The sequence below is a fragment of the Bradyrhizobium sp. USDA 4486 genome, assembly GCF_054057995.1.
Window position 1 is genome coordinate 6,200,902 of sequence record NZ_JBSRZV010000001.1, and the last position, 22,460, is coordinate 6,223,361.

22 protein-coding genes, 1 tRNA gene and 3 pseudogenes are annotated in these 22,460 nt (G+C 63.4%); 9 read left to right on the forward strand and 17 right to left on the reverse strand.

The features are described 5' to 3' along the window. Positions 1-11: 11 nt before the first annotated feature. Positions 12-88, forward strand: a tRNA-Arg gene (locus tag ACVWY3_RS29215). A 226-nt stretch (positions 89-314) separates the two neighbouring features. Here ACVWY3_RS29215 and ACVWY3_RS29220 read toward each other — a convergent pair. The 6 genes from ACVWY3_RS29220 to ACVWY3_RS29245 form a co-directional block, all read right to left on the reverse strand. After that, a complete protein-coding gene (locus tag ACVWY3_RS29220; protein ID WP_456841568.1) occupies positions 315-728 on the reverse strand; it encodes a gamma-glutamylcyclotransferase family protein in 414 nt (137 codons plus the stop codon). Between the two features lie 124 nt (positions 729-852). Continuing rightward, entirely contained in the window at positions 853-1,140 is a 288-nt protein-coding gene (locus ACVWY3_RS29225) for a hypothetical protein (RefSeq protein ID WP_456841569.1), read from the reverse strand. A 510-nt stretch (positions 1,141-1,650) separates the two neighbouring features. Beyond that, positions 1,651-1,944: a hypothetical protein gene (locus tag ACVWY3_RS29230; protein WP_456841570.1), complete on the reverse strand. Its 294-nt coding sequence runs from the start codon at positions 1,942-1,944 to the stop codon at positions 1,651-1,653. A gap of 157 nt (positions 1,945-2,101) precedes the next feature. Next, positions 2,102-4,792, reverse strand: a complete 2,691-nt coding sequence (locus tag ACVWY3_RS29235) for a hypothetical protein (RefSeq protein WP_456841571.1) — start codon at positions 4,790-4,792, stop codon at positions 2,102-2,104. A 387-nt stretch (positions 4,793-5,179) separates the two neighbouring features. Beyond that, on the reverse strand, positions 5,180-5,473 hold the full coding sequence (locus tag ACVWY3_RS29240; protein ID WP_456841572.1) for a hypothetical protein: 294 nt from the start codon (positions 5,471-5,473) through the stop codon (positions 5,180-5,182). A gap of 327 nt (positions 5,474-5,800) precedes the next feature. Then, a complete protein-coding gene (locus ACVWY3_RS29245; protein ID WP_456843486.1) occupies positions 5,801-6,487 on the reverse strand; it encodes a DNA-3-methyladenine glycosylase I in 687 nt (228 codons plus the stop codon). Positions 6,488-6,692: 205 nt separating this feature from the next. Between ACVWY3_RS29245 and ACVWY3_RS29250 the strand changes: the two genes are divergently transcribed. Then, positions 6,693-7,520 carry a metallophosphoesterase family protein gene (locus ACVWY3_RS29250; protein ID WP_456841573.1) on the forward strand — a complete coding sequence of 276 codons (828 nt, stop codon included), beginning with the start codon at positions 6,693-6,695 and terminating at the stop codon, positions 7,518-7,520. Here ACVWY3_RS29250 and ACVWY3_RS29255 read toward each other — a convergent pair. The 4 genes from ACVWY3_RS29255 to ACVWY3_RS29270 form a co-directional block, all read right to left on the reverse strand. Continuing rightward, positions 7,459-7,944 carry a Crp/Fnr family transcriptional regulator gene (locus tag ACVWY3_RS29255; RefSeq protein ID WP_456841574.1) on the reverse strand — a complete coding sequence of 162 codons (486 nt, stop codon included), beginning with the start codon at positions 7,942-7,944 and terminating at the stop codon, positions 7,459-7,461. The two genes, ACVWY3_RS29250 and ACVWY3_RS29255, sit on opposite strands and share 62 nt — an antisense overlap. Positions 7,945-8,450: 506 nt before the next feature. Beyond that, on the reverse strand, positions 8,451-9,206 hold the full coding sequence (locus tag ACVWY3_RS29260) for a di-trans,poly-cis-decaprenylcistransferase (protein WP_456841575.1): 756 nt from the start codon (positions 9,204-9,206) through the stop codon (positions 8,451-8,453). Between the two features lie 29 nt (positions 9,207-9,235). Further along, on the reverse strand, positions 9,236-9,610 hold the full coding sequence (locus ACVWY3_RS29265; protein ID WP_456841576.1) for a transcriptional regulator: 375 nt from the start codon (positions 9,608-9,610) through the stop codon (positions 9,236-9,238). Next, positions 9,597-10,214 carry a hypothetical protein gene (locus tag ACVWY3_RS29270; protein WP_456841577.1) on the reverse strand — a complete coding sequence of 206 codons (618 nt, stop codon included), beginning with the start codon at positions 10,212-10,214 and terminating at the stop codon, positions 9,597-9,599. The genes ACVWY3_RS29265 and ACVWY3_RS29270 overlap by 14 nt, the downstream gene beginning before the upstream one ends. 198 nt (positions 10,215-10,412) lie before the next feature. Between ACVWY3_RS29270 and ACVWY3_RS29275 the strand changes: the two genes are divergently transcribed. After that, positions 10,413-11,657: a S1C family serine protease gene (locus ACVWY3_RS29275; RefSeq protein WP_456841578.1), complete on the forward strand. Its 1,245-nt coding sequence runs from the start codon at positions 10,413-10,415 to the stop codon at positions 11,655-11,657. 198 nt (positions 11,658-11,855) lie between these two features. Here ACVWY3_RS29275 and ACVWY3_RS29280 read toward each other — a convergent pair whose 3' ends face one another. From ACVWY3_RS29280 to ACVWY3_RS29300, 5 genes and pseudogenes are all read right to left on the reverse strand, one after another. Beyond that, positions 11,856-12,593 (reverse strand): DUF899 domain-containing protein, encoded by a 738-nt coding sequence (locus ACVWY3_RS29280; protein WP_456841579.1) that lies wholly within the window; start codon positions 12,591-12,593, stop codon positions 11,856-11,858. A gap of 21 nt (positions 12,594-12,614) precedes the next feature. Next, a pseudogene (locus tag ACVWY3_RS29285) lies at positions 12,615-12,974 on the reverse strand (SRPBCC family protein); the annotation flags it as partial. Beyond that, complete coding sequence (locus tag ACVWY3_RS29290) at positions 12,959-13,423, reverse strand: ArsR/SmtB family transcription factor (RefSeq protein WP_456841580.1); 465 nt, start codon at positions 13,421-13,423, stop codon at positions 12,959-12,961. The gene ACVWY3_RS29290 and the pseudogene ACVWY3_RS29285, both read right to left, overlap by 16 nt. Positions 13,424-13,523: 100 nt before the next feature. After that, complete coding sequence (locus ACVWY3_RS29295; protein ID WP_456841581.1) at positions 13,524-13,802, reverse strand: DUF3551 domain-containing protein; 279 nt, start codon at positions 13,800-13,802, stop codon at positions 13,524-13,526. Positions 13,803-13,951: 149 nt separating this feature from the next. After that, positions 13,952-14,926, reverse strand: coding sequence for a Bug family tripartite tricarboxylate transporter substrate binding protein (locus tag ACVWY3_RS29300; RefSeq protein WP_456841582.1), 975 nt, complete (start codon positions 14,924-14,926; stop codon positions 13,952-13,954). Positions 14,927-15,085: 159 nt separating this feature from the next. On the opposite strand from ACVWY3_RS29300, the gene ACVWY3_RS29305 reads away from it, so the two are divergent. Together ACVWY3_RS29305 and ACVWY3_RS29310 are read left to right on the forward strand one after the other, a co-directional pair. Further along, positions 15,086-15,496, forward strand: coding sequence for a VOC family protein (locus ACVWY3_RS29305; RefSeq protein ID WP_456841583.1), 411 nt, complete (start codon positions 15,086-15,088; stop codon positions 15,494-15,496). 277 nt (positions 15,497-15,773) lie between these two features. Then, positions 15,774-17,355, forward strand: a pseudogene (locus tag ACVWY3_RS29310) (AMP-binding protein). Positions 17,356-17,469: 114 nt separating this feature from the next. Here the strand turns inward: ACVWY3_RS29310 and ACVWY3_RS29315 are convergent. Next, positions 17,470-18,564 carry an HD-GYP domain-containing protein gene (locus ACVWY3_RS29315; RefSeq protein WP_456841584.1) on the reverse strand — a complete coding sequence of 365 codons (1,095 nt, stop codon included), beginning with the start codon at positions 18,562-18,564 and terminating at the stop codon, positions 17,470-17,472. Positions 18,565-18,859: 295 nt separating this feature from the next. Here ACVWY3_RS29315 and ACVWY3_RS29320 point away from each other — a divergent pair, with 295 nt between their 5' ends. The 4 genes from ACVWY3_RS29320 to ACVWY3_RS29335 all read left to right on the forward strand — a co-directional run bounded on the left by ACVWY3_RS29320 (position 18,860) and on the right by ACVWY3_RS29335 (position 21,470). Continuing rightward, positions 18,860-19,624, forward strand: coding sequence for an alpha/beta fold hydrolase (locus ACVWY3_RS29320; protein WP_456841585.1), 765 nt, complete (start codon positions 18,860-18,862; stop codon positions 19,622-19,624). 23 nt (positions 19,625-19,647) lie between these two features. After that, on the forward strand, positions 19,648-19,977 hold the full coding sequence (locus ACVWY3_RS29325) for a hypothetical protein (protein WP_456841586.1): 330 nt from the start codon (positions 19,648-19,650) through the stop codon (positions 19,975-19,977). Between the two features lie 164 nt (positions 19,978-20,141). Further along, positions 20,142-20,813, forward strand: a complete 672-nt coding sequence (locus tag ACVWY3_RS29330) for a dienelactone hydrolase family protein (RefSeq protein ID WP_456841587.1) — start codon at positions 20,142-20,144, stop codon at positions 20,811-20,813. 177 nt (positions 20,814-20,990) lie between these two features. Continuing rightward, entirely contained in the window at positions 20,991-21,470 is a 480-nt protein-coding gene (locus tag ACVWY3_RS29335) for a hypothetical protein (RefSeq protein WP_456841588.1), read from the forward strand. 74 nt (positions 21,471-21,544) lie between these two features. Here the strand turns inward: ACVWY3_RS29335 and ACVWY3_RS29340 are convergent. After that, positions 21,545-22,283, reverse strand: a pseudogene (locus tag ACVWY3_RS29340) (polysaccharide biosynthesis/export family protein). Between the last annotated feature and the right edge of the window lie 177 nt (positions 22,284-22,460).

The window sequence follows — 22,460 nt, forward strand, 5'->3', positions numbered from 1 at the left end:
AGGCCCGATCAGCACCCGTAGCTCAGCTGGATAGAGCGTTGCCCTCCGAAGGCAAAGGTCACACGTTCGAATCGTGTCGGGTGCGCCAATAAAATCAGCAAGATACGCGACATTCGCCGTTCTTGGCGTCCCGCCGGGTAAGCACTAGGTAAGCAGTCCGACTTCAGCCACCTGTGTTTTCTCACAAGCTTTTCCGGAATATTGTGCGTCAACTCGGACGAGAGGCGCTGAGCCGGGCCGTCCTTCCGCAGAGAATTTCTCATTCCTCGATCGGACGTTTAGATTTCCGAAGCGGCGAGCATCGTACTGTTGCATCAGCTGGAAAGTCCCGCCACGTAGGCATCTGGCAATCCCATCTTCCGTGCGACGCCTTGCAAGGCAGCAACATATTCGGGATTCCCGCTCGTCCGCTGCGGCGAAGACGGCAAGTTGAAACAAAGGGCGAGTTCGGCCGTGCCGTCCGCCAACTGCGCCAGCACCGGCTCCGGCCGGTAGGCAGCGACACTAGGATCTGAATATAATTGGTCGACCTCGGCGTGAGTAAGCCGCATTGTCGTGCCGTAGACTCGACCGTGTCCGCTCGCGACCAGCGTGGCACGCGCACCAAGCTTCAACGCAAAACCCTCGACAAACGCCTGCCTGACTTGGCGCGGCCGCAGCCCCTTAGCTTCGAGAGCGTCGGGATCCATAAACAACCCATAGAAGAAGATTGTAACCTGCTCCGCCATGCTTGCCCCAGAAAGATGGTTTGCCCCCGCGACCCGTCCAGAGGCAGGTCCTGTGGCCGGTGCCGCGCCCTTCCTGACGGATAGCACGGCAGGCAAAGGCTAGCATAAGCGCAGCCGCAAGGGATCACTTGCTTGGTTGCTTAGCCGCAGGCCCGCTCTTGTTGCCTGGCAGTCCTTTGATATTAGAAGTGTCTTGCTGCGAGGTCGTCGGATTCTGCTGAGTGCTGGAGGAGCCAACGGTATCGCCTGGCTTCAACGCTGGGCCATTTTTGTTGCCTGGCTGGCCGGCTATCCCTGCGCCGGAGTTTTGGGCGCTCGGAGCGCTGGAGACGTTCGGTTGAGTAGTTTGTGCGGTCGCCGCGCTGGCTGAAAGAGCGAATGCGATAGCAATGGTGCTCACGGTGCATTTCATGACGCTTCCTCCTAATTTTTGGCGCGCAGGCAGAGCCTGCCGCGAGCAAACAACATCGGGCTGTGGCGCACGTTCCTTTTGGCTCCAGGAGTTTGTCGGAGCCCCCTTTTTTCGGCGGCTGTTGTCGCGCGAAGAGCTAAATGTCACTCGCGGCCGTTGATTGTTTCGCGTCCCGAGTGCGGAAATTGCCAACGTTGTCACCACGCTCTCCCATTCGAACGACAAACCTGCTCCCCCTATTATTTGGGCGATAACTGGCAAGGAACCTGTCCTAACGCGAGTCCGCCAATTGAGACCGCCTTACCCAATCGGCATGATTAGGAGAGTGCTCAAGGCAACGGCGGTCAATCCCGAAATCAGCGTGTGCACCATCCATCCAAGCGCGACGCGATGCGCTACCACGAAAGCTCGCAGCGTGAACCAGCGCCGCTCGCTGGTGCCATGGTGGATTCACATTTGTGGTCGCGGGAACCTCACGCAGCGGGAAGATTCGGCAAACCGGGGCTGGCTTCATAGTTCACTTAGATCGTTTTCACCCGGTTCATTGACCTTGCGCGGGCCGCAGCGATTGAGTTCGCTGCGGCCTTTGTCATCAAGTGTCTCCGCGAAAAGAACGGCCGGCCAAGCCCAATCATGAGCGGCCTTGCGGGCCACGAGAATCTCCACCAGGAAGCCGCTTTCGGTGTCCCGGCCCAGAGGGCCACGCCCAAGGAGGTATTGATGAGCGTTTGTCCTATTTGCGGATCTGATGCAGGAGAGCTTCCGAGAACCGGCGATGCCGAAGGGTTCGATCGTCACCAGCATGGACCGTTCAAGGTCTCCCTTGTCCGAGAACGATCCCCTCCTTGCCGTTGAGGCCAGTCCCGCGGCTAGGCGAGGCGCAACTTCGCTGACGAACCGAGGCGTATGAACTGGGGCACAACAGTTATTTGCGGGATGTCATCCGACATTTGACTGATTATTACACGAGCACATGAAACTCTTGCCATGTACTCCACGACACGCCGTCGCTGGCTCTCACCCAGAGATCGTCCGACACCGTGCCGCTTTGGAAACTCGTCGCGGCGAGCTGAGCTGCATTGACGTTGATTGCAGTGTTCACTGGCTGGACGGTCCCGGATATGGCCCAGTGGCCGCTAGAGACTGAGGCTGTGGAATCCCAGAACTGGTATTGCGTGATACTGTCCCCATCGGGATCGGAAACCGAGAAGAGCGACGATGCCGCAATGCTCTGGCTGGGTGCGGCATGGTAGTCCGGTGCGGTAACGACGGGCGCCCTATCCAAGGGAGCATTGACGTGAAACTCCTTCCACGGCCCCCAGGCAAAGCCGTCGTAAGCGCGAGCCCAGAGATCATCTGCGCCTGATCCACTCTGGAAGGTCGTGGTCGAGAGCTGCGCTGACGTGACACCGATAGCGACGTTCGCGGCCTGCGCAACGCCCCCGACCACCCAATGCCCGCTGCTCGGGTCAGTCGTCGAGTCCCACAGTTGATAATTCGTGACAGTGTCTCCATCCGCATCAGAGGCCGAGAGCAGAGCTGAAGCGGCGACATTCTGATTGTGGGTCGCTGTGAAATCCGCTGCGGTCACGACGGGAGGATTGTCCAGCGGAGCGTTGACGTGAAACTCCTTCCAGCTGCTCCAGCTCGTGCCGTCGAAGGCGCGAACCCACAGGTCATCCGATCCTGATCCACTCTGGAATGACGCATTCGCCAGCTGGGCGGCGCTGACATCAATGCTCCGGTTCGAAGGCTGTGCAGCGCCAGCGACCACGAAATGCCCGCTCGCGGAATCGGCGGTCGAATCCCAAAACTGGTAGCCGGTGATCGCGTCGTGATCAGCATCGCTAGCCGTGAACAGGGTACCAGCAGCGATGTTCTGTCCATGGATAGCGTTCACATCGGATGCATTGACCACAGGAGCGTTGTCGATCGGAGCATTGACGTGGAACTCCTTCCACGCGCCCCATAGCGTGCCATCATTGGCCCGCACCCACAAATCATCGGATCCGGAGCCGCTCTGGAACGTCGTCGTTGCCAGCTGCGCAGCGCTTACGTCGATGGCGACATTCGACCCCTGCGAAACGCCGCCGACAACCCAATGACCGCTGGAAGGATCCGTTGTCGAGTCCCAGAGCTGGTAGTTGGTTATCGTGTCCCCATCCACATCAGTTGCAGTGAACAGGCCGGAGGCCGCGATGTTCTGGTTGTGGGTCGCGGCAAAATCACTCGCGCCGACTACGGGAGCATGGTCTGCGAAGGGGGTCGCCGTAAACGGTACCCAAGCTCCCCATACGATTCCGTCATTGGCTCTGACCCAGAGCTGGTCCGCCGCAGAACCGAATTGGTAGCTGGTTTGCGCGAGCTGAGCGGCAGTGATGTCGATCTCCGTATTGGAGGCCTGGACTGCTCCATTGACGACCCAATGGCCGTTGCCGTTGCTGTCCCACAGCGCATATTGCGTGATTGTATCGCCGTCGGCATCGCTCACGCTGAAGAGGGTCGTAGCAGCAGCCGATGTCTCGCCGCGGATCGCGGCCACGTTCGAAGCCGAAACGACTGGAGGGTTATCGGTCGGCACCGAAACCGTGAAAGATTGCCATTTGCCCCATATGACGCCATCGAAAGCCCTGATCCAAAGTTGATCAGAGGCCGCACCGGCCTGGTAAGTGGTGTTTGCAAGTTGGGCTGCGCTAATGTCGATCTCTACGTTCGTTGCTTGCGGAACGCCGTTGACGATCCAGTGGCCGTTGCCGTTCGTGTCCCACAGCGCGTATTCGGTGATCGAATCCCCGGCGGCCGTACTCGCGGTGAATAGTGACGACGCTGCAAAACTCTGGTAGCGCGTGGCACTAATATCGTGCGCGGCGACGATCGGTGCGGTACGGATATTGTAGCCGATATCCTTCAGCACCCCCAGATCCAGCGCGGAGATGGCGTATTGGTAGTCGTAATAGAAAACGATGCCGTTCATGAGATCCAATGTAAGCGGGTCCTGAACGGTAGATGGCGTGGCATTCAAGTCGGATTGCTGGTTTCCAAAGTGATAGTAATTTTCGCCTGCCGTGCTGTTGCTCGTAATCGGCACGGGACCGCCGTAAGCGGCTTCAGCATTCGCACCGGTAAAATAGACTTGTCCTGATGCCGTTTTCGAAAGGAACGTGTCGAACGTAGACTCGTAGTTGCCGGGCAGCGCACCTGACTGATTGTACCAGCCAGACATGCCAAAGCCGTGCATCAACTCGTGCAAAAAGACGACAATGGGATTGTACTCGTTGCTCGGTACTTGGCTGCCGTATGTAAGCCCTGAGGCGAGATCGAGGTACTTGAAATATCCAGGATCGATCGTGATCGTTATGTCGCTCGTCGTACCGCTTACATGATGACCGGTTGTGAGCTCGTAGAGAGCGGACGATTCATAGACCGACAGACCTTGAGCCGTGGTCCCCGTATATGCGGACGAGGTAGGCCCTCCCGCCTCTCGTCCCTCCTGAGTAGCAGCCACATTTAGCGCGACCACCAGGGTGCCCGTTCCCAAAATATATTGGGACCAGACTCCAAGCGCCTGCTCGATGTCGTAAATCAAAATGGGGTCTGCGGAGCCGCCGGCGTTGGACGGATCGCTCAACTGGACAGAGTAGTTCCAGGACATGGCTCGGCACCCAATCGGACAAAGGAGTCCTACAATCCAAGCCTGTTATGGCCCATAAGGTCAACTATCCAGGTTATGAAGCATGTTTTTTACGGGAAATTGACCGCACCGGCCTTCGCCGTCACCTCCGGTGCTTCCGCGGCACCGCCGCTTGATGCAGTCGCGGGCGCGTCTGGAGGCTGACGAAGGTGGAGCCGACGCAAAGAAAGAGGATGCGAGCCAGCGTTCGCGGCGGAAAGGGAGCGGGTCTCGGTATGTGTCCTCCGTCACGGCAATGCGACCGACGTAACCGCACTCTCCTCGCGTCGCGCGCGGAACCGCCTTGACCCCAGAGCGACGATCGCGACACCGGACGAGGGCCGGGCGCGGCCCTCGTCCTCGCTGAACTCAATGCCTTACATGCTCGAACACCACGATCACGCCGGTCGGCTCGGGCTCATGGGCCATCAGGCGCGTCAGGTCGGCATCGCCCCAATCGGCGAGGCTGACGACTTCGCCGCTCTCGCGTTCCGTGCCCAGCGACGGGGTGGGCTCGAGCACCTTGAGGCCCATCTCGTCGACGAAGAAGGTGTGCTCGCCGAACATGCTGTTGAGCTGGGGCATGGCGGGATGCTCGTCGGGCAGCACCTGAGCGCCGAGTTGGTTGACGGTCTGCTTGACCTGTTCGGACGTTAGCTTCATCGGGGCTGCTCCGTGTCTGTCGTGTCCGGTTTCGTCGGCTCGGGCCTAAGGTCCGGGCCGGAGCAGGCGTTCCCTGCGTCGTGGCCGCCTGGCTCAACTGCCGAACAGGCACTGGGCACAAACGTTCCTGCGAAATGCAATTCGTGATCGCGGGGTTTCATCGGCCGCGCCCGCGGCACAGAAGCGCCACACGATGTGCACGATCCGGCTAGAGCGCGATGAGATTGGGATGAATCGTCACCGCACCCTCGGTGTCGTTTGAGCGCGATCTTTTCGGAAAACCGCTGCGCACGTTTCCGGATCATGCTTTAGCGCAAGCGAAAAACGCTACGCGCTGTGGTTCTCGCCGACCGAGAGCGCGCAGATGCGTGACAGATATGTATAGGGCAGGCCGGTCTCCTCGGCCCAGGCGTTGAACTGCGCCTGCACCTTGGCGAGATCGCCTTTCGACTTCACCTCTTCGGCGATGTCGAGCCCGGCCTCGCGCAGGCAGGCGACGACGTCCTTTGATGTCACGAAGCCAGCCCAGCCGACGAAGCGCAGCAGCATCTGGCCGGTGTTGCCGCCGAGCCGGCTGCCGCGCTTGGCGAGGAGATCGAGCAGGCCGACCTCGTTCGACGGCGGCCACTTCGCCAGAAACTTGCCGAAGCTGCCGTGCTCCTTCGCGATCCCCTGCACGAAGGCGGCGTTCTCCCGCACCGACATGATCTTGGCGCCGTTGCGCACAATGCGCGCGTCGCGCAAGAGGCCCTCCCAATAATCCTCGGGCTGGAAGCTCAGCTTGGCCGGCTGGAAATGCAGGAAGGCCTCTTCAAAGCCGTCCCATTTCGAGTCGATCACACTCCAGGCAAAGCCCGCGCAAAATACCCGCTTCGTCATCTCGGCGAGGATAGGGTCGTCGCCGAGCTTTGCGAGACCCTTCAGGTCGGGCTTGTCAGGCATCAGCTTTTCGAGCGCCTTGGGCCCGCCCTTGCGCGTCTCGGCGCGGGCACGAATGGTCTTGAAGGAGGTCATGCGGACGCCCGTGTTGAGGGTGCGCCGCGACATCAGAATTCGGCGATCCGGTCCAGCCCTGCGCCGGCAGGCCCCTTGCGCGCTGCAGCGCGCCGCAGCATGCTCCCGCTCATTGGACTGACCTGAAGGAGCGGCCGTGCTGGTCTGCTTCTTGCTTTATGACGTTTGGAATTCCCAGACATTTTCAATCGCGAACGGATTTTCGATGCGCTGCCTGGTCGTGGCCGACCTGCACTATTCGCTGCCGCAGCTCGACTGGCTGGTCAGCGCGGCCCAGGAGTTCGACCTCGTGATCTTCGCCGGCGATGCGCTCGACATCGGCTCGATGGTGGATTTCCGCGCGCAGATCGTGGTGGTGAAGAAGTACCTCTCGCTGCTCGCGGCGAAGACCCGCGTCATCCTCTGCTCCGGCAATCACGATCTCGACGAGCGCAATGCGGAAGGCGAAAAGATCTCGCGCTGGATATCCGAGGTGCGCGAGCTCGGGATTGCCTGCGACGGCGACAGCCTCACCATCGGCGACACCCTGTTCACGGTATGCCCGTGGTGGGACGGGCCGCTGGTCAGGCAAGGCATCGTCGAGCAGCTGCGGGAGGCCGCGGCCAATCGGCCGCCGCACTGGATCTGGGCGCATCATGCGCCGCCGGCGAACTCACCGACGAGCTGGGGCGGCAAGCGCTTCTTCGGCGACGTCGAGCTGGTGCAATGGATCATGCAGTATCAGCCGTCGATGGTGATCTCGGGCCATGTGCATCAATCGCCCTTCATCACCGATGGCTCGTGGTTCGACCGGCTGGGCCAGACCTGGGTGTTCAATGCCGGCCTGCAGCCGGGCCGGCCGCCGACGCATATCGTGCTCGATCTCGATGCGGACAAGGCGTTCTGGCTGGCGGCGGGCGAAGCGCAGTGGATCGACCTGAACGCACCGCTGCAGCGGCCCGCCAACTCGATCGAGGAGCCGCCGGACTGGCTTACATTCTTGGATCGGATTGCCGATCCGAGCCTGGCGAAACCTCGAGCGGCGGCAGGTTGATCATGCTCTGGAGCACCTCGCCGACCATGGCCAGATGAGTGCCGTGGCCGGCATATTGCCGCTTGAGATCGGCGAGATAGGTGTTGGCGGCGTTGAGCCGCTGCGCCAGCATCTTTGCGATCAGCAGCGCCACCTCGGGGGTCTGCTTCAGGAACGAGGCCGCATCCTCGAACTCGTAGACGACCGCGTCGGAGCAGGCCCGCACCGTCGCGGTGTGCGGCAGACCCAGCAGCACGGACATCTCGCCGAGCACCGCGCCGGGCTCGGTGACGGTGGCAACCACCATCTCGCCCTTGAGCACTTCGAGCTTGCCCTGCATCAGCACATAGAGATGGCCGGAGGCGCCGCCCTCGGTCACAAGGTGCGTGCCGGCCGCGACCTGCCGCTGGGTCCCGCCGGTGCAATAATCCAGAATTGCGCGCATCCTGCAAAACTCCCGTCAAGTGGGCAGTAGAGCACGATCCGCGCCGCAGGCTTGCTCAAATTTCCGGCATGGCTTGAGGCTATGTTTGCGCACGATCTTTCCGGAATGGCGCTGCGCTCCGGATCAGAGCTAAAGCGCGATGAGATCAGGATGAATCGTCATCGCGCTTTAGCTTGTTGTTTGCGCATGATCTTTTCGGAAACCGCTGCGCACTTTTCCGGATCATGCTTAGCGCGACAGGCGCTTGGCGAAGTGGTCGACTGCCAGTCGCCGAGGCCGGTGGCTGGGACTTGCAGATCTAACCGAGACGGTGCACGCGCGGCTTGGACATGGCTGCCAAAGTTGCGGCCGAAACGACCCGCGCGTTGCCCTGTGCCGCGCGTCACACACGGCGCATCGGTGTCATCGTCCGTCCCGCTTCTATGAAGAATCCCAATCCCCCGACTGAACTTGAAACTATCGTGCGTGACTTGCTGCGGTGCCTCTTGCTCGGCGCCGTTTCACGATCACGCCCGAGAGAGCGAGGGCACCTCCTCCGGCAAAATGGCTTGGAGGCCACCGAAGCGGCGCTCGCGGCCATGGAAGGAGGCCAACGCCGCGGCGAGATCGCCGGCGTCGAATTCGGGCCACATCCGCTCGGTGAAGTGCAGCTCGGCATAGGCGCCTTCCCAGAGCAGGAAGTCGGACAGGCGCTTCTCGCCCGAGGTGCGGATGATGAGATCGACGTCGCGAAGGCCGGCTTCGCCCGTGACCAGCTGTGAAAAGGCTTCACGGGTGAGGCTGGTCAGCGCCGCCGCCTTGGCCGCGGCGTTGAGTATGGCCTCGCGCGCGGAATAGTCGACGGCGATGCGCAAGTGAAGCGTGGTGCCGTGGGCGGTTGCGGCCTCGGCGCGCGTGATCGCGTTGGCGATCCCGTCAGGCAGGCGGTCGCGGCGGCCGATCACGGTGAGACGCACGCCGTTCCTGACCAGGCTCTGCACCTCGTTGGCGAGATAAAGCCGCAGCAAGGTCATCAGCGCGGCGACTTCCGCCTTGGGTCTTCGCCAATTGTCGGTGGAGAAGGCATAGAGGGTCAGCGTGCCGATGCCCTGCTTGGGCGCGGCCTCGACGATGCGGCGGATGGTCTCGACGCCGGCTTCATGGCCGCGTACCCGCGACAGTCCGCGCCGCGTTGCCCATCGGCCGTTGCCGTCCATGATGATGCCGACGTGTAGCTTCTCGTTGCGAGAGGTGATGTTGCTGGACGTCTTGTCACTTTGCATTGCAAAGTCTCCGGTCAAAAAGGAGAGGATCAGGTCGAGACCATGCCGAGGTGGCCGAGCGGCGGCGCCTCGCGGCCAGCGGCCCTGGCGGCGTCGCGCACCAGGCGCTCGAGCACGGCGAGATAGTCGAGAAAGCGGCGGCGGCCGGCCTTGGTCAGCCGGCAGGTCGTGTGCGGGCGATTGCCCTCATAGCCCTTGGTGACCTCGACGAGCCCGGCCTCCTGGAGCACGGCGAGATGCCGACTGAGATTGCCGTCGGTGAGGCCGCAAAGCTGCTTGAGATCAGCAAACGCCAGTCCCTTGGGATGGGCCATCAGCGAGGTCAGAAGCCCGAGCCTCGCCTTCTCGTGGATCACGCGGTCCAGCCCTTCATAGGAGAAGGGCGCGTTGTCAGTCTTCGACATCATGGTCTCCGGACGCGAAATACAGGATGGCCGCCATTACGGATTGCCCGATCACGAAGGGCAGGCCCATCGTCCATGGCGACAGCGTGTGGGTCCGGCTCGCGAGCACCACGACCGCAAAGCCGGAGATGAAATACCAGGCGCCCGCGAGCGCGACGGTGCGCGGCAGCGAACGGACCGAGGCGAAGATGCCAAGCGACACCAGGATCTGCCACAGGCCCGGCAGCAGCCACAGGCTCTCGCTCGCGAACTTCCACATCACGACGGCTAGCAGGATGCCGGCGACGGCCGCGGGCAGGAACTGCTCGACCGCCTGATGGATCATGGCGTCGGCCAGACCCGAATGATGACGGCGCGAGCGCGCCCGCATCTCGATGCCGATGATCAGGACGGAGAGCGCGGCGGCGATGAACCAGCCGAAGAAGAAACCGATCGGCTCACTTGTGGGATCACCGAGCAGCCAGAATTGCAGGATTGCTGTGATCAGTGCGACGGCGCCGGTGGCAGCCATCGTCGCCGGGCCATAGCCGCGGAACGCAGTGCCCGCCGCGATCTGGCTGCGGATCGCCACGATGTCGGCCAGTGCCTTGTCGAGATCGCGCATCGGCAACGCCAAACCTCGCTCCACCCGTGCTGGTCGGGATTGCTGCCCCGTTACTTTGTATCGCAAAGTATATAGCAGTGCAAAGTAAACGCAAGGGCGCGATCATTCGAATGAGACCTGACCGGGGCAGACAACTGCGGGTTGCGCGCCCCTGCCCCGGCCGCTAAGATGTTCCCATAATGTTCTTGGGGGAAGAGTATGTGGCTTAAGTCATTTGTCGTTGCGTCTTGCCTGCAACTCAGTGTCGTCGGCATGGCGCAGGCGGCGGGGCCGTTCGGCTCAGTCAATGTGGGCAACTGGATCGGCGGCGCCTTCAGCAATGACGAGACGGGCGCCTTCTCCCATTGCGCGGCTACCGCGCCTTACGCCAATGGGGTGAGTCTCGTCGTCGCGCAGAATGCGGCCGGCTCCTTCCTTCTGAGCTTTGCCAGCCCCGGCTTTCACTTCAACAAGGGCGATACCGCGCCGGTCGACTTCATCTTCGACGGCCAGGAGCAGGCTAGATTGTTCGCGACCGCCAACGCTCCCAACATGGTGACGACCATCCTGCCCCTCAACGTCGCTCGCACCTTCCAGAAGGCAAGCCTGATGGTGGTGGCGACCAACGGCAGCAAGCCGCTCCAATTCGTGTTGACGTCGACAGCGCCCGTGGTCGCAGCGCTGGCAAATTGCGTCACACGGGTGAAAGCGGACGGGCTCAGCAAGGCCGGGGATTTCGCCAAGGGTGCCGCGAAGCCAGCGGTCACGGCGGATAAGCAGGTCTCACCGCCGGCCGGCAAGTCCGCCAAGTCCAAGACCGGCACCGGCTTCGTGGTCAGCGCCAATGGGCACATCGTCACGAACAACCATGTGATCGAGGGCTGCAGCGACCTCAAGGGCAATCTCACGGGCGAGGCCGCGATGGCGTTGCGCGTCGTATCGAGTGATGCAAACAACGATCTCGCCCTTTTGCAGGCGCCGCCGACAGCGACGTTCAAGGAGTTTGCCCGGATCCGCGACCGCTCGATCCGCTCCGGCGATTCCGTGGTCGCGATCGGCTTTCCCTACCACGGGCTGCTAAGCTCGGACTTCACCGTGACCACCGGCATCGTGAGTTCGCTCAGCGGCATGCGCAACGATTCGCGTTTCCTGCAGATCAGTGCCCCCGTACAGCCCGGCAACAGCGGAGGCCCGTTGTTCGACACGACGGGGCAGATCGTGGGCGTGGTCACGGGAAAGCTCGACACTCTGCGGATCGCGGTCGCAACCGGCAACATTCCCGAGAACATCAACTTCGCCATCAAGACCGGCGCGCTGCGCGACTTCCTCGATAATTCCGTGGTGCCCTACCAGACCGCCGAACCCAAGGGCGAGCTCAAGACCACCGACATCGCCGGCAACGCGCGGCCCTATACGATGCTGATCTCGTGCAATGCCACGGAGCAGGCCGACGCGAAGCGGTGAAGCTGGTCAAACAACGAGCCCCTGTCATCCTGAGGTGCGAGCGGCGCGATGCCAAGCATCGCGCCGGGAGCCTCGAAGGATGAACGGCCCGGATACGACTGGGCCGTCGCCCTTCGAGGCTCGTCCTGCGGCGCACCGCAGGACGAGCACCTCAGGGTGACGGTGATAGATTAGAGTTTGCGGCAGCAACCCGCTCTCTCACCCGTGGCAGCACGCCGCCTTCGCGGCTTGCGGCTCGTATTGGTCGCGCAGGCGGACCCAGTCCATCGGATAGGGCAGGCCGTCCTCGTGGCGGCCGAGCGGGGTGAGGTCGAGGTACTGATAGGCGGCGTTCATCATGTCGAGGCCGCGGGCGAAGCACGAATAGGTGTGAAAGACCTCACCGGCGTCGTTCCGGAAGAACACGCTGATGCCGGGGAGTTCGGGGCCATAGAACGGCGTGGTGCCGAAATTGTATTTCAGGACACCCTTGTCGATCTCTTCGCGCGTGAACGAGACCCCGTAATCGCGATTGAAGTCGCACCCGCCTGACGAGACCCAATCGAACGTCCAGCCCATCCGCCTCTTGAAGGCTTCGAGCTTTGCGACCGGTGCCAGCGAGATCGCCACCACGGTGGTATCGCGCGCGGCCAGATGCGGCGCCATGCGATCGAGGCCGTCGGCCCAGAAGGAGCAGCTCTTGCAGGCCGCGTCCCAGTCGGGTGCGAACATCACGTGCTGGACCACAAGCTGCGGACGGCCCTTGAAAAGATCGCCGAGCCTCACCCTGCCGGTGGGAGCCTCGAACACGTAGTCCTTGTCGACCCTGACCCAGGGCAACGCACGGCGCTCCTCGGCAAGGCGCTCGCGGGCCTGGCTAAGCTCCTTCTCATGCGCGAGATGAGCCTTGCGCGCTGCGATCCATTGTTCGCGCGAGACGATCTGATGAGGCTGCATGGCATTCTCCTCTGAGGGACTTCAGGTAACAAAGGCATCGAGCTTGTCGAAGAACGAGCTCCAGCCGCGCTGGTGGTTGTCGCGTGCGGTCTCGTCGAAGAACTGGGCGTGATGGAAGACCATCAGCGTACCGGCGCTATCCGGCTTGAACGTGATCGTCACCAGGGATTCGCGTGCAGGGGTCGAGTGCCAGGCCCAAGTGAAGACCAGGCGCTCGTTCGGCACGACCTCGCGATAGATGCCTCTCGCTTCGAAATATTCGCCGTCATCGCGTGTAAAGCTGATGCGAAAGCGGCCACCGGAGCGGACGTCGAGCTCGGCCTCAAGCGTCGCCGGCTTCATGTTCGGCGGCCCGAACCATTGCGCTAGCTGCGCGGCTTGCGTCCAGGCGGCGTAGACTTTTTCCGGCCGCGCGCGGAGCCGGCGCGTGAGCGTGAGGCTTGGTCGTTCGGTGGGGCGAGCGGCCGGGCGGGGATCGGCGTCGACGGCTGCGTTGGCCATGTGTCTTCCTCCACGAAAGCGGCAAGGCGGTCGAACGACTCCGACCAGAACTGTGCGTAGCGATTGAGCCAGTTCATCGCCTGCTCCATCGGCTGCGCCGTGAGCCGGCACGACACCGTGCGCCCGGTCTTCTCCCGCACGATCAGGCCTGCATCCGTGAGCACATCGAGATGCTTCATGATCGCCGGCAGCGAGACCGGAAACGGTGCGGCGAGCTCGCTCACTGACAGGCCGTCCTGCTCGCCGAGGCGCGCCAGCAATGCGCGGCGCGTCGGGTCAGAGAGCGCGGCAAAGGTGCGGTCCAGTCCGTCGTCCTGATACTTAACCATGTGGTTTAGTATAGGCGCGAGCAAAGATGCGTCAAGTGGAAACCGGCGGGCGCAGGTCCGCACGACTGCGTGATCGGGCGGCGATCCGTGCGAAGCGCGATCAGTACGGCGCCACGGGCCTCATGCGACGCTGCAGCCGCGGTTGGGGGAGCGGTTGCTGGCCATAGGCAAAGCGGGGGTTGCGGTCGCAATACAGCAGCCGGCCGGACACACTGGCGAGGCATTGCTCATAGGAGCTGTAGGCGCATTCGCCGGGATAATCATACTCGCCGCCCTGCGCGCACCAGGGATAGTCGCGGGCGGCGGCCGGCGCCGCCGTGACGAAGCCGGCAAGAACGGTCGCGCCCAACGTCAGCAGTGCCAATTGCGTCTTGCGCATGATCCCAACTCCTCTCCTCGCGGCATGAGATGCGCGCCTTTCTCTCATCAGGTCTCGCGGCGCCGCCTTATTCCGCCGCAACAGAACAAGATACGCAAGAAAAAGCCCTGCCGAACGGCAGGGCTCCATTCCCGGTCATCACAAGACCGCTACTCGACCTTGAGGCCGGCGAACTCGACGACCTTCTTCCACTTCTCGGTCTCGGCCTTGATCTCCTCGCCGAACGCCTCCGGCGTCTGCACCCGCGGCTCGCCGCCGAGCTCCACCAGGCGCTTGGTCATGTCGGGCTCCTTCATCAGCGTGTTGATCTCGCTGTTGAGCTTGGCGATGGTCTCCTTCGGCGTGTTCTTCGGCGCGCCCATGCCGAACAGCGCGCTGGCCTCGTAGTCCTTCACGGTCTCGGCGATCGCCTGCACGTCCGGCAGCTGCGGCGAGCGCTGCGCGGTGGTGACGCCGATCGCGCGCAGCGAGCCGGAGCGGATGTGCTGGATGATCGAGGGCATGTTATCGAAGATCACCTGCACCTGGCCGCCCAGCATGTCGGTGATCGCGGGCGCGGCGCCGCGATAGGGCACGTGCTGCATCTTGCAGCCGGTCATCGCCATGAACATCTCGCCGGACAGATGCACCGAGGTGCCGTTGCCGGACGAGGCCATATTCACCTTGCCGGGATTGGCCTTCACATATTCGATGAACTCGGCGACGTTCTTGGCCGGCACGTCCTTGTTGACGGTCATCACGTTCGGCACGCGCTGGAACGAGGCGACCGGCGCGATGTCGCGCACGAAGTTGAACTTGAGGTTGGCGTAGAGCGAGGCGTTGATGTAGTTGGCCGGATTGACCAGCTGCAGCGTGTAGCCGTCGGGCTCGGCATTGACGACCGATTCGGTACCGATGTTGTTGCCGGCGCCCGGCTTGTTCTCGATCACGAATTGCTGGCCGAGCTTCTCCGACAGCCGCTGGCCGATCAGCCGCGCCAGGATGTCGGTGGCCCCGCCCGGCGGATAGCCGACCACCCATTTCACGGGCCGGGACGGATAATCCGCGGCAAGGGCCTTCGACAGCGGGCTGGCTGCAAGAGGCGTGGCGGCAAGCAGACCCAGCGCGGTACGGCGAGTGATCATCTCAAGGGTTCTCCCAGGTGGTATTCTTCAAAGCGTGTTGTTCTTCAAAGAGCGTTGTTCTTGAAGGCCGGATATCTTGAAAGTGTCGTCGATGCGGTTGTAACAAAGCTTACCGCAGGCGGAAAGTGCACCTGGCGCATCACGACGAAAGGATAAGGCATGACAGTCAAGGTCGAAGCCCTCGATCATCTCGTGATCAACGTCGCCGACGTCGCGGTGACCGCCGAGTGGTATCGCAAGATCCTCGGCATGGAAGTCAAGCTGTTCGACCCTGGCGGCGGCAAAGCGCCGCGGACATCGTTGGAATTCGGTAACCAGAAGATCAACGTCCGGCCGCGCGATGCCGACAAGGTCGAGTGGTTCACCGCCGAGCACCAGACCGCGGGCAGCGACGATCTGTGCTTCCTCACCTCCGCTGCGCCCGACGACGTCGTGGCGCATTTGCAGGCGAACGGCGTCGCGATCGAGGAAGGCCCGGGCCCGAGGCAAGGCGCCCGCGGCACGCTGCGCTCGGTCTATTGCCGCGATCCGGACGGGAACCTGATCGAGATTTCGTCGTACGAGGATTGAGGCTGATAGGGCTCCCCTGCCGACCCTCACCGCCGTCATTGCGAGCCAACGGGTCCGCGCGAAGCGCGGCCCGATGACAGGCTCCGCGAAGCAATCCAGAATCCCTCCGTGGACGGACTTGGATTGCTTCGTCGCAAGGGCTCCTCGCAATGACGGGGAGAGAGCGCGGGCCACCTCGAGCATCTCCTCCGATTTGCTCCCCGCGTCATCCAATGGCAGAAAGACGCAATAATCCAAAGAAAGCCGCCAGCAAGATGCAGGCTGCACGGGAGGAGCCATGGCCATTCAACAGACCGCAGCCGGAATCGTGGGGCCATTCGACGGGCTCGACGTGCCCTGGCTGCTCAAGCTGCGCGCGGAGGTACGTCGCGATCACCCGTTCCTGATCTGGGCGCCGTTCGATGCGCCGGCGCGGCGCTGGAGCTATGGCGAGTTTCACGAGCGGGTCGGCGCGCTCGCCGCGGGGCTGGCGAAGCGCGGCGTGACATCGGGCGAATATGTGCTCATTCACCTCGACAATTGCATCGAGGCGATGCTGGCCTGGTTTGCCTGTGTCGAGCTGGGCGCCATCGCAGTCACCACCAACACCCGCTCGGCGCCGGCCGAGATCGAATATTTCGCCGATCATTGCGGCGCGGTCGCCGCGATCACGCAGCCGGCCTATGCGGAGATCGTCGCGCGGAATTGCCGCAACATCCGCTGGATGGCCGTGACCTCGCATGATGCCGGCGCGGCGTCTGTGCAGGCGGTGTCGCGCGGCGACAGCTTTGAATCGCTGTTCGCCGACAGTGCCGACCGTCCCAAACGTGCGACCGACCCGCTCGCGCCGTGCAGCGTGCAGTACACCTCGGGCACGACGTCGCGGCCGAAGGCGGTGCTGTGGACCCACGCCAACGCGCTGTGGGGCGCCAAGATCAACGCCGCGCATGAGGACCTTCACGCCGGCGACGTGCACCAGGCATACTTGCCGCTATTCCACACCAACCGCCCTCGCCTACTCCATGCTGGCGACGCTGTGGGTCGGCGCCACCTGCGTGATCCAGCCGCGCTTCTCCGCGAGCCGGTTCTGGAACGTCGCGCGCGAGCACGGCGCGACCTGGACCTCGACGATTCCGTTCTGCATGAAGGCGCTGCTCGAGCAGGAGATCCCGAAAGACCACAAATTCCGTTTGTGGGGCACCGCGATCAACGAGCCGCCGGCCTTCGCCGCCTTCGGCGTCAAGATGATCGGCTGGTGGGGCATGACCGAGACCATCACCCATGGCATCCTCGGCGAGGTCGACCAGCCCAACATCCCGATGTCGATCGGCCGCGCCGCGCCGGAATATCAGATCCGCATCACAGATGATGACGGACGGCCGACCGCCGTCGGCGACACCGGCAATCTCGCGATCAAGGGCATCCCCGGCCTGTCGCTGTTCGCCGAATATCTGCACAACGAGAAAGCCACGCGCGAGAGTTTTGACGAGCACGGCTTCTTCCTCACCGGCGACCGCGTCGAGCGGCTGGAGCACGGCTTCATCAAGTTCGGCGACCGCGCCAAGGACATGCTGAAGGTCGGCGGCGAGAATGTCGCGGCTTCCGAGATCGAGCAGGTGATCGCGCTCGTGCCGGGCGTGCGCGAGGCCGCCGTGGTGGCGAAGAAACATCCGATGCTGGACGAGGTGCCGGTCGTGTTCATCATCCCGCAGGGCGGCGTCGCGGGTGCCGCGCCCGATCTGCAGGACCGCGTGATGGAGGCCTGCCGCAAGAGCCTCGCCGACTTCAAAGTGCCGCGCGAGATCAGGCTCGTCGACGACATGCCGCGCTCGACGCTGGAGAAGGTGGCGAAGGCTGAGCTGCGGAAGATGGTGGGGTGACCACACTCGTTCCGAGCGGTGCGAAGCACAGAACTATGGTGCGCAGTTGCGCACCTGAGAATCTCGAGATTCCGGGCTCGCGCTTCGCGCACCCCGGAACGCCTCGTCAAAAAATCAGAACGACCCCAGCGCCACCGGGCGGAACGCCTGCAGCAATTGCTGGTCCAGCTTGCCGCCCATGCTTTCCATCATCGCAAAGGCGCGCGAATGGGTGAAGGGCATGCGGTAGGCCCGTTTCTCCACCAGCGCCGCGTAGATATCGACGATCGTCGTCAGACGCACGATGTCGCTGATCTGGTTCGACGACAGGCCGTTGGGATAGCCGCTGCCATCGAGGAATTCGTGGTGATGCAGGATCACGTCGAGCATCTCCGGCGGAAAGCCGCCTTGCGCGGCGAGCGCGTCATAGCCGCGGCGCGGATGCTGGCGGACCTCGGCCATCTCCTCGTCGGTGAGCTTGCCGGGCTTGTCGAGCAGGTTGGACGGAACGAAAGCCTTGCCGACGTCGTGCAGCAGCGCGGCACGGGTCAGGCGACGCTGGTCGTCCTCGCGCATGCCGAGATGCTGTGCGAAGGCAACCGCAAAGCCGGTGACGAACAGGCAGTGGCGATAGCTGCCGACATGGTGGCAGCCGACGGTGGTGAGCCATTCGCGCAATGACGAGTGCTTGATCGCCTTCAGGATCTTGCTTTCGGCTGCGATCACGTCGTCGAAGGTCAGGGGCACGCCGAGCGGCAGCTTCTCGAACATCTTTGCCAGCACCGCATGCGCGGCCTCGACGCCGCGGTTGAGCGTCTTGCCGCGGTCGGTCGCGTCGTAGACGGCGGTGTCGGGAAAAGCGGCGCGAATGCGCTGGAGAATGGCTTCCGACTGCAGCGGCCGCGAGATGGTATCAGTCGCGCCGAGCGCCCAGGCCTGCATGGTGCCGTGATGCAGGGCATCGGCCAGCACGAACAGCCTCGGCATCGAACGATAGGCATCACCGCGCAGCTTGTTGCGCACCCGCTGCACGCTCTCGGGCGAGCGCAGATTGATGTCGACGACGAGACCGGAGAGATCGCGCGAGGGCTGCTCGGGAATGCCCTCCGTCGTCACCGTCGAGACATCGCCCACCGCCTTCAGGATGCTGGCGAGCTCGGTGCTTTCGTCGCTCCGGTCGGAGGCGAGCAGAAGCCGGCGTTTGGCGGCGGGTTTGGCTGAGGCGGTCATGGCTTCCCCAAAGCACGGGACTGGATTTGGCGTCAGCCTAAGCCGGATCAGGTTCTCCGCCCCTTAAGAGGCGTGCTCAATGGAACCCTGAGGCATTGCCCGCAATTTTAGGGAACTGGGCGAAAAACAACCCCATGCACAGTAGAACGGGCATTGATGGATAAGGGAAATTTTTTGCGGCGCTGTCCGCACCCTCCGCCGTCATCACCCGGCTTGACCGGGCCGATCCAAAGCGAGCCCTTCTCTGAAGGGTGAAGTACTGTGTCGCGGTGAGAAAAAAGAAAGGGCGGAAACAATGCCGAAGATCGATCGGGACGGCGTCGGTATCTACTATGAGGTTCATGGCGACGGGCCGCCGCTGCTGCTCACCCACGGCTATTCCTCGACCTCGGCGATGTGGCATGGGCAGATCGATGCGCTGGCGAAAGACCACCAGCTGATCCTGTGGGACATGCGCGGCCATGGCCAGTCCGATTATCCCGACGATCCCAACGCCTATAGCGAAGCGCTGACGGTCGGCGACATCGCGGCGATCCTTGATGCCGTTGGCGCGGAGCGCGCGATCATCGGCGGGCTCTCGCTCGGCGGCTACATGTCGCTGGCGTTCTATCGCACGCATCCGGAACGCACCCGCGCGCTGCTGATCATCGACACCGGCCCGGGTTTCAAGAAAGATGACGCGCGCGAGGCCTGGAATGCGCGGGCGCTCGCCACCGCGGACAAGCTCGATCAGGAGGGGCTTGCGGTGCTGAAATCGGCGACGCGCGAGCGCGCCACCGCGAACCATCGCGACGCCAGCGGCCTCGCGCTTGCGGCGCGGGGCATGCTGACTCAGCGCGAGGCCCGCGTCATCGAGCTGTTGCCCGAGATCAAGGTACCCAGCCTGATCGTGGTCGGCGCCGACGACACGCCGTTCCTGGCGGCGTCGGACTACATGGCGGCGAAAATTCCCGGCGCACAAAAGGTCGTGATCCCCGCCGCCGGACATGCCGTCAACATCGATCAGCCCAAGGCTTTTGTTGACGCCGTGATGCCTTTCCTGAAGAACTTGCCGGCATAGGCCCTCGGACAGGAACACAGGCAATGAAGCGGGCGATGTTGGCAGCCAGCGCGATGTTGCTCTCGATATCGGCGCAGGCCGAGCCGTTCGGCGGCGTGCGCCAGCCCTTCGTCACGACCTTGTCGAACAACATCCCGCTCGCCTTCGGCATGGACGCCGGGCAGACCGCGCGCGCGCTCGGGCAGCCGCTGCAATATGTGCGGGGACGGCCCGGGAACGAGATCTACCTTGCGCTGCGCAACATCGGCGGCAGCGGCCTGGTCCCCTACCGCCACCGCCTATTCCTGCAATTTCGTCATGGACGGCTGGCAGGATGGAAGGAGGACTACGGCGAGAACTGGATGTGGGAGTGAGGTGTCTCCTCATCCTGAGGAGCTTGCGCAGCAAGCGTCTCGAAGGATGAAGGCCCCCGCTGCTGCATCCGGGCCATTCATGCTTCGAGACGCGCTGACGCGCTCCTCAGGATGAGGAGCGGGCGCTGAAATTTCGGATCGAACCATCAAGAAGGACAATTCGCGTGGGACAGGACATCAAACTGACGGCCTCCGACAATTTCCAGCTCGGCGCCTATCGCGCTGACCCTTCCGGCACGCCGAAGGGCGCGGTGGTGGTGATCCAGGAGATCTTTGGCGTCAATCACCACATCCGCTCGGTCTGCGACCGTCTCGCGGGCGACGGCTATGTCGCGATCGCGCCGTCGATCTTCGACCGCACCTCGCCGGGCTTCCAGTCCGGCTACACGCCCGACGAGATCGCTGAAGCGCGCAAGTTCGTGGCAAATCCCGATTGGGAGGCGATGCTGCGCGACACCCAGGCCGCGATCGATGCCGTGAAAAGCGTCGGCCCCGTCGGCATCATCGGCTTCTGCCTCGGCGGCAGCATCGCCTTTGTCGCGGCGACGCGATTGTCCGGCCTCAAGGCTGCGATCGGGTATTACGGCGGCGCCGTCGTGCGCTTTGCCGACGAGAAGCCGAAGGTTCCGACGCAGCTGCATTTCGGCGAGAAGGACTCCGGCATCCCGCTGACCGATGTCGAGACCGTCAAGGCAAAGCGGCCGGATGTGGAGGTGTTCATCTATCCGGGCGCCCAGCACGGTTTCCATTGCGACGAGCGGCCGAGCTACGACAAGGCGAGCTCGGAGATCGCCTGGCCGCGCAGCATGGAATTCTTCGCGAGGCATTTGAAGTAGCGCCACTCGTCATGCGCGGGCTTGACCCGCACATCCATCAGGCAAGTCTTTTTTGCCAAGCCAATGGATTGCCGGGTCAAGCCCGACAACGACGTCCTCAGCAGAAATCGGGTGGCTGCATGCTGCCGCCCGGCGATAGAGCTGGCCGATCACGCCAACTGACGCCGGGAACCCATCATGCAGCAGGCCAACACGAACATCGTCATCCGCAATCCGTTCGGCACCATGGACGTGCCCGCGCCTGATGATCGCGAGGTCATGGACTATGCCGCGAGCGCGGCACTTGCCGGCGATGCGGGCGACGTCAATGCGGCGGCATGGGTGTCCATTGTCGCGCCCTCCGATCCGCTCGAAGGCGTCTGGGCGAGCCGCTGGAACGGCGGCGCCGATCCGAGCATTGCGGGCGACACGCCGGAGAAGTGGAAAGAGGGGCGCGCGGAAGTGCGCGTCATCGGCGAGCGCATCTATCTGCGCTTCGACTGGGATCGTGGCCGCCGGCACGGACTGATCGATGCTGCGCGCGAGGGTACGCGGCTGGTCGGGAAGTACATCAACCTCACCAACCCGGCGATCACGCGGCCGTGGGTCGGGCTCGTGGTCGATGATACGCGGATCGACGGATGCTTTCCGAACGGGCGGCTGGATTTCAGGCGGTGAGCGCGGACACAGCGCGCTCGTCTATCCCTCCGTCATTCCGGGGCGCGCGGAGCGCGAGCCCGGAATCTCGAGCGTCAGAACCAGCGCTCGCCGACGAACACGGTGTCGCCCGGCGCGAGCGGCGTGCCGAGCGGGACGACGGCGCGCATGGCGCCGCCCGCTTCGGTGTGCGTGACGGTGACCATATCGCGCTTGGCGCGCGGCGAGAAGCCACCGGCGATCGCGACGGGCGCTTTCGACCGTCATGTTCGGCACATAGGGATACTGGCCGGGCGCGGAGACTTCGCCAAGAATGAAGAACGGACGATAGGCGTCGATCTCGACGGCGACCGAGGGCTCGCGGATGTAGCCGTTGCGCAGGCGCGCGGCGATCTCGCCGGCGAGCCCCGCGGTGGTGCGGCCACGCGCCGGCACGGCGCCGATCAGCGGCATGGTGATGGAGCCGCCGGCATCGATGGCGTAGCTGTTGGTGAGACCTTCCTGGCCGTAGACCACGACGCGCAGCTTGTCGCCGGCGTCGAGATGGTAGGAGGTGTCGTAGCGGACGGGCGCCGCCACCGGCGCGGCATAGCCGACGGGCATCGGCGCAGGCGAGGAGGCAAAGGAATTGCTGAGCGCGGCGATGGCGCCGCCGCCGTTGTTGGCAACGACGACCGGTTGCGGAGCGCCATAGGCCATGGCGTCGAGATCGGGGCGCGGCTGGACGTATGCGACAGGACCGGTTGTCTGCATGCAGCCGCCAAGGGTCAGCGCGGCGGACGCTGCCCAACAGGCTGTCAGGATCGACCATCGAAACGCGCGTGCAACCGGCACCGGACCTATCCCTCGAAACGAGACGGCTCCACTGATGCACCGGTTATGGTTAATAAAGCGTTGAGCGGGTGGTTGCGGCGCTACCGCGCTGTCATTCCGGGCCGTCGCGCCGGCGACGAACCCGGAATCCAGAGGTTGTGGCGCGAGATTCCGGGTTCGCGCTGACGCGCGCCCCGG

Coding starts and splice junctions, on each gene's coding strand:
- ACVWY3_RS29230 (WP_456841570.1), bottom strand. CDS start 1,944: ATGCTGGTGACGATCGAACCCTTCGGCATCGCCGGTTCTCGGAAGCTC.
- ACVWY3_RS29255 (WP_456841574.1), bottom strand. CDS start 7,944: ATGCGCGCAATTCTGGATTATTGCACCGGCGGGACCCAGCGGCAGGTC.
- ACVWY3_RS29235 (WP_456841571.1), bottom strand. CDS start 4,792: ATGTCCTGGAACTACTCTGTCCAGTTGAGCGATCCGTCCAACGCCGGC.
- ACVWY3_RS29250 (WP_456841573.1), top strand. CDS start 6,693: ATGCGCTGCCTGGTCGTGGCCGACCTGCACTATTCGCTGCCGCAGCTC.
- ACVWY3_RS29280 (WP_456841579.1), bottom strand. CDS start 12,593: ATGCAGCCTCATCAGATCGTCTCGCGCGAACAATGGATCGCAGCGCGC.
- ACVWY3_RS29335 (WP_456841588.1), top strand. CDS start 20,991: ATGCAGCAGGCCAACACGAACATCGTCATCCGCAATCCGTTCGGCACC.
- ACVWY3_RS29300 (WP_456841582.1), bottom strand. CDS start 14,926: ATGATCACTCGCCGTACCGCGCTGGGTCTGCTTGCCGCCACGCCTCTT.
- ACVWY3_RS29220 (WP_456841568.1), bottom strand. CDS start 728: ATGGCGGAGCAGGTTACAATCTTCTTCTATGGGTTGTTTATGGATCCC.
- ACVWY3_RS29275 (WP_456841578.1), top strand. CDS start 10,413: ATGTGGCTTAAGTCATTTGTCGTTGCGTCTTGCCTGCAACTCAGTGTC.
- ACVWY3_RS29305 (WP_456841583.1), top strand. CDS start 15,086: ATGACAGTCAAGGTCGAAGCCCTCGATCATCTCGTGATCAACGTCGCC.
- ACVWY3_RS29245 (WP_456843486.1), bottom strand. CDS start 6,487: ATGACCTCCTTCAAGACCATTCGTGCCCGCGCCGAGACGCGCAAGGGC.
- ACVWY3_RS29225 (WP_456841569.1), bottom strand. CDS start 1,140: ATGAAATGCACCGTGAGCACCATTGCTATCGCATTCGCTCTTTCAGCC.
- ACVWY3_RS29240 (WP_456841572.1), bottom strand. CDS start 5,473: ATGAAGCTAACGTCCGAACAGGTCAAGCAGACCGTCAACCAACTCGGC.
- ACVWY3_RS29295 (WP_456841581.1), bottom strand. CDS start 13,802: ATGCGCAAGACGCAATTGGCACTGCTGACGTTGGGCGCGACCGTTCTT.
- ACVWY3_RS29325 (WP_456841586.1), top strand. CDS start 19,648: ATGAAGCGGGCGATGTTGGCAGCCAGCGCGATGTTGCTCTCGATATCG.
- ACVWY3_RS29315 (WP_456841584.1), bottom strand. CDS start 18,564: ATGACCGCCTCAGCCAAACCCGCCGCCAAACGCCGGCTTCTGCTCGCC.
- ACVWY3_RS29320 (WP_456841585.1), top strand. CDS start 18,860: ATGCCGAAGATCGATCGGGACGGCGTCGGTATCTACTATGAGGTTCAT.
- ACVWY3_RS29290 (WP_456841580.1), bottom strand. CDS start 13,423: ATGGTTAAGTATCAGGACGACGGACTGGACCGCACCTTTGCCGCGCTC.
- ACVWY3_RS29270 (WP_456841577.1), bottom strand. CDS start 10,214: ATGCGCGATCTCGACAAGGCACTGGCCGACATCGTGGCGATCCGCAGC.
- ACVWY3_RS29260 (WP_456841575.1), bottom strand. CDS start 9,206: ATGCAAAGTGACAAGACGTCCAGCAACATCACCTCTCGCAACGAGAAG.
- ACVWY3_RS29265 (WP_456841576.1), bottom strand. CDS start 9,610: ATGTCGAAGACTGACAACGCGCCCTTCTCCTATGAAGGGCTGGACCGC.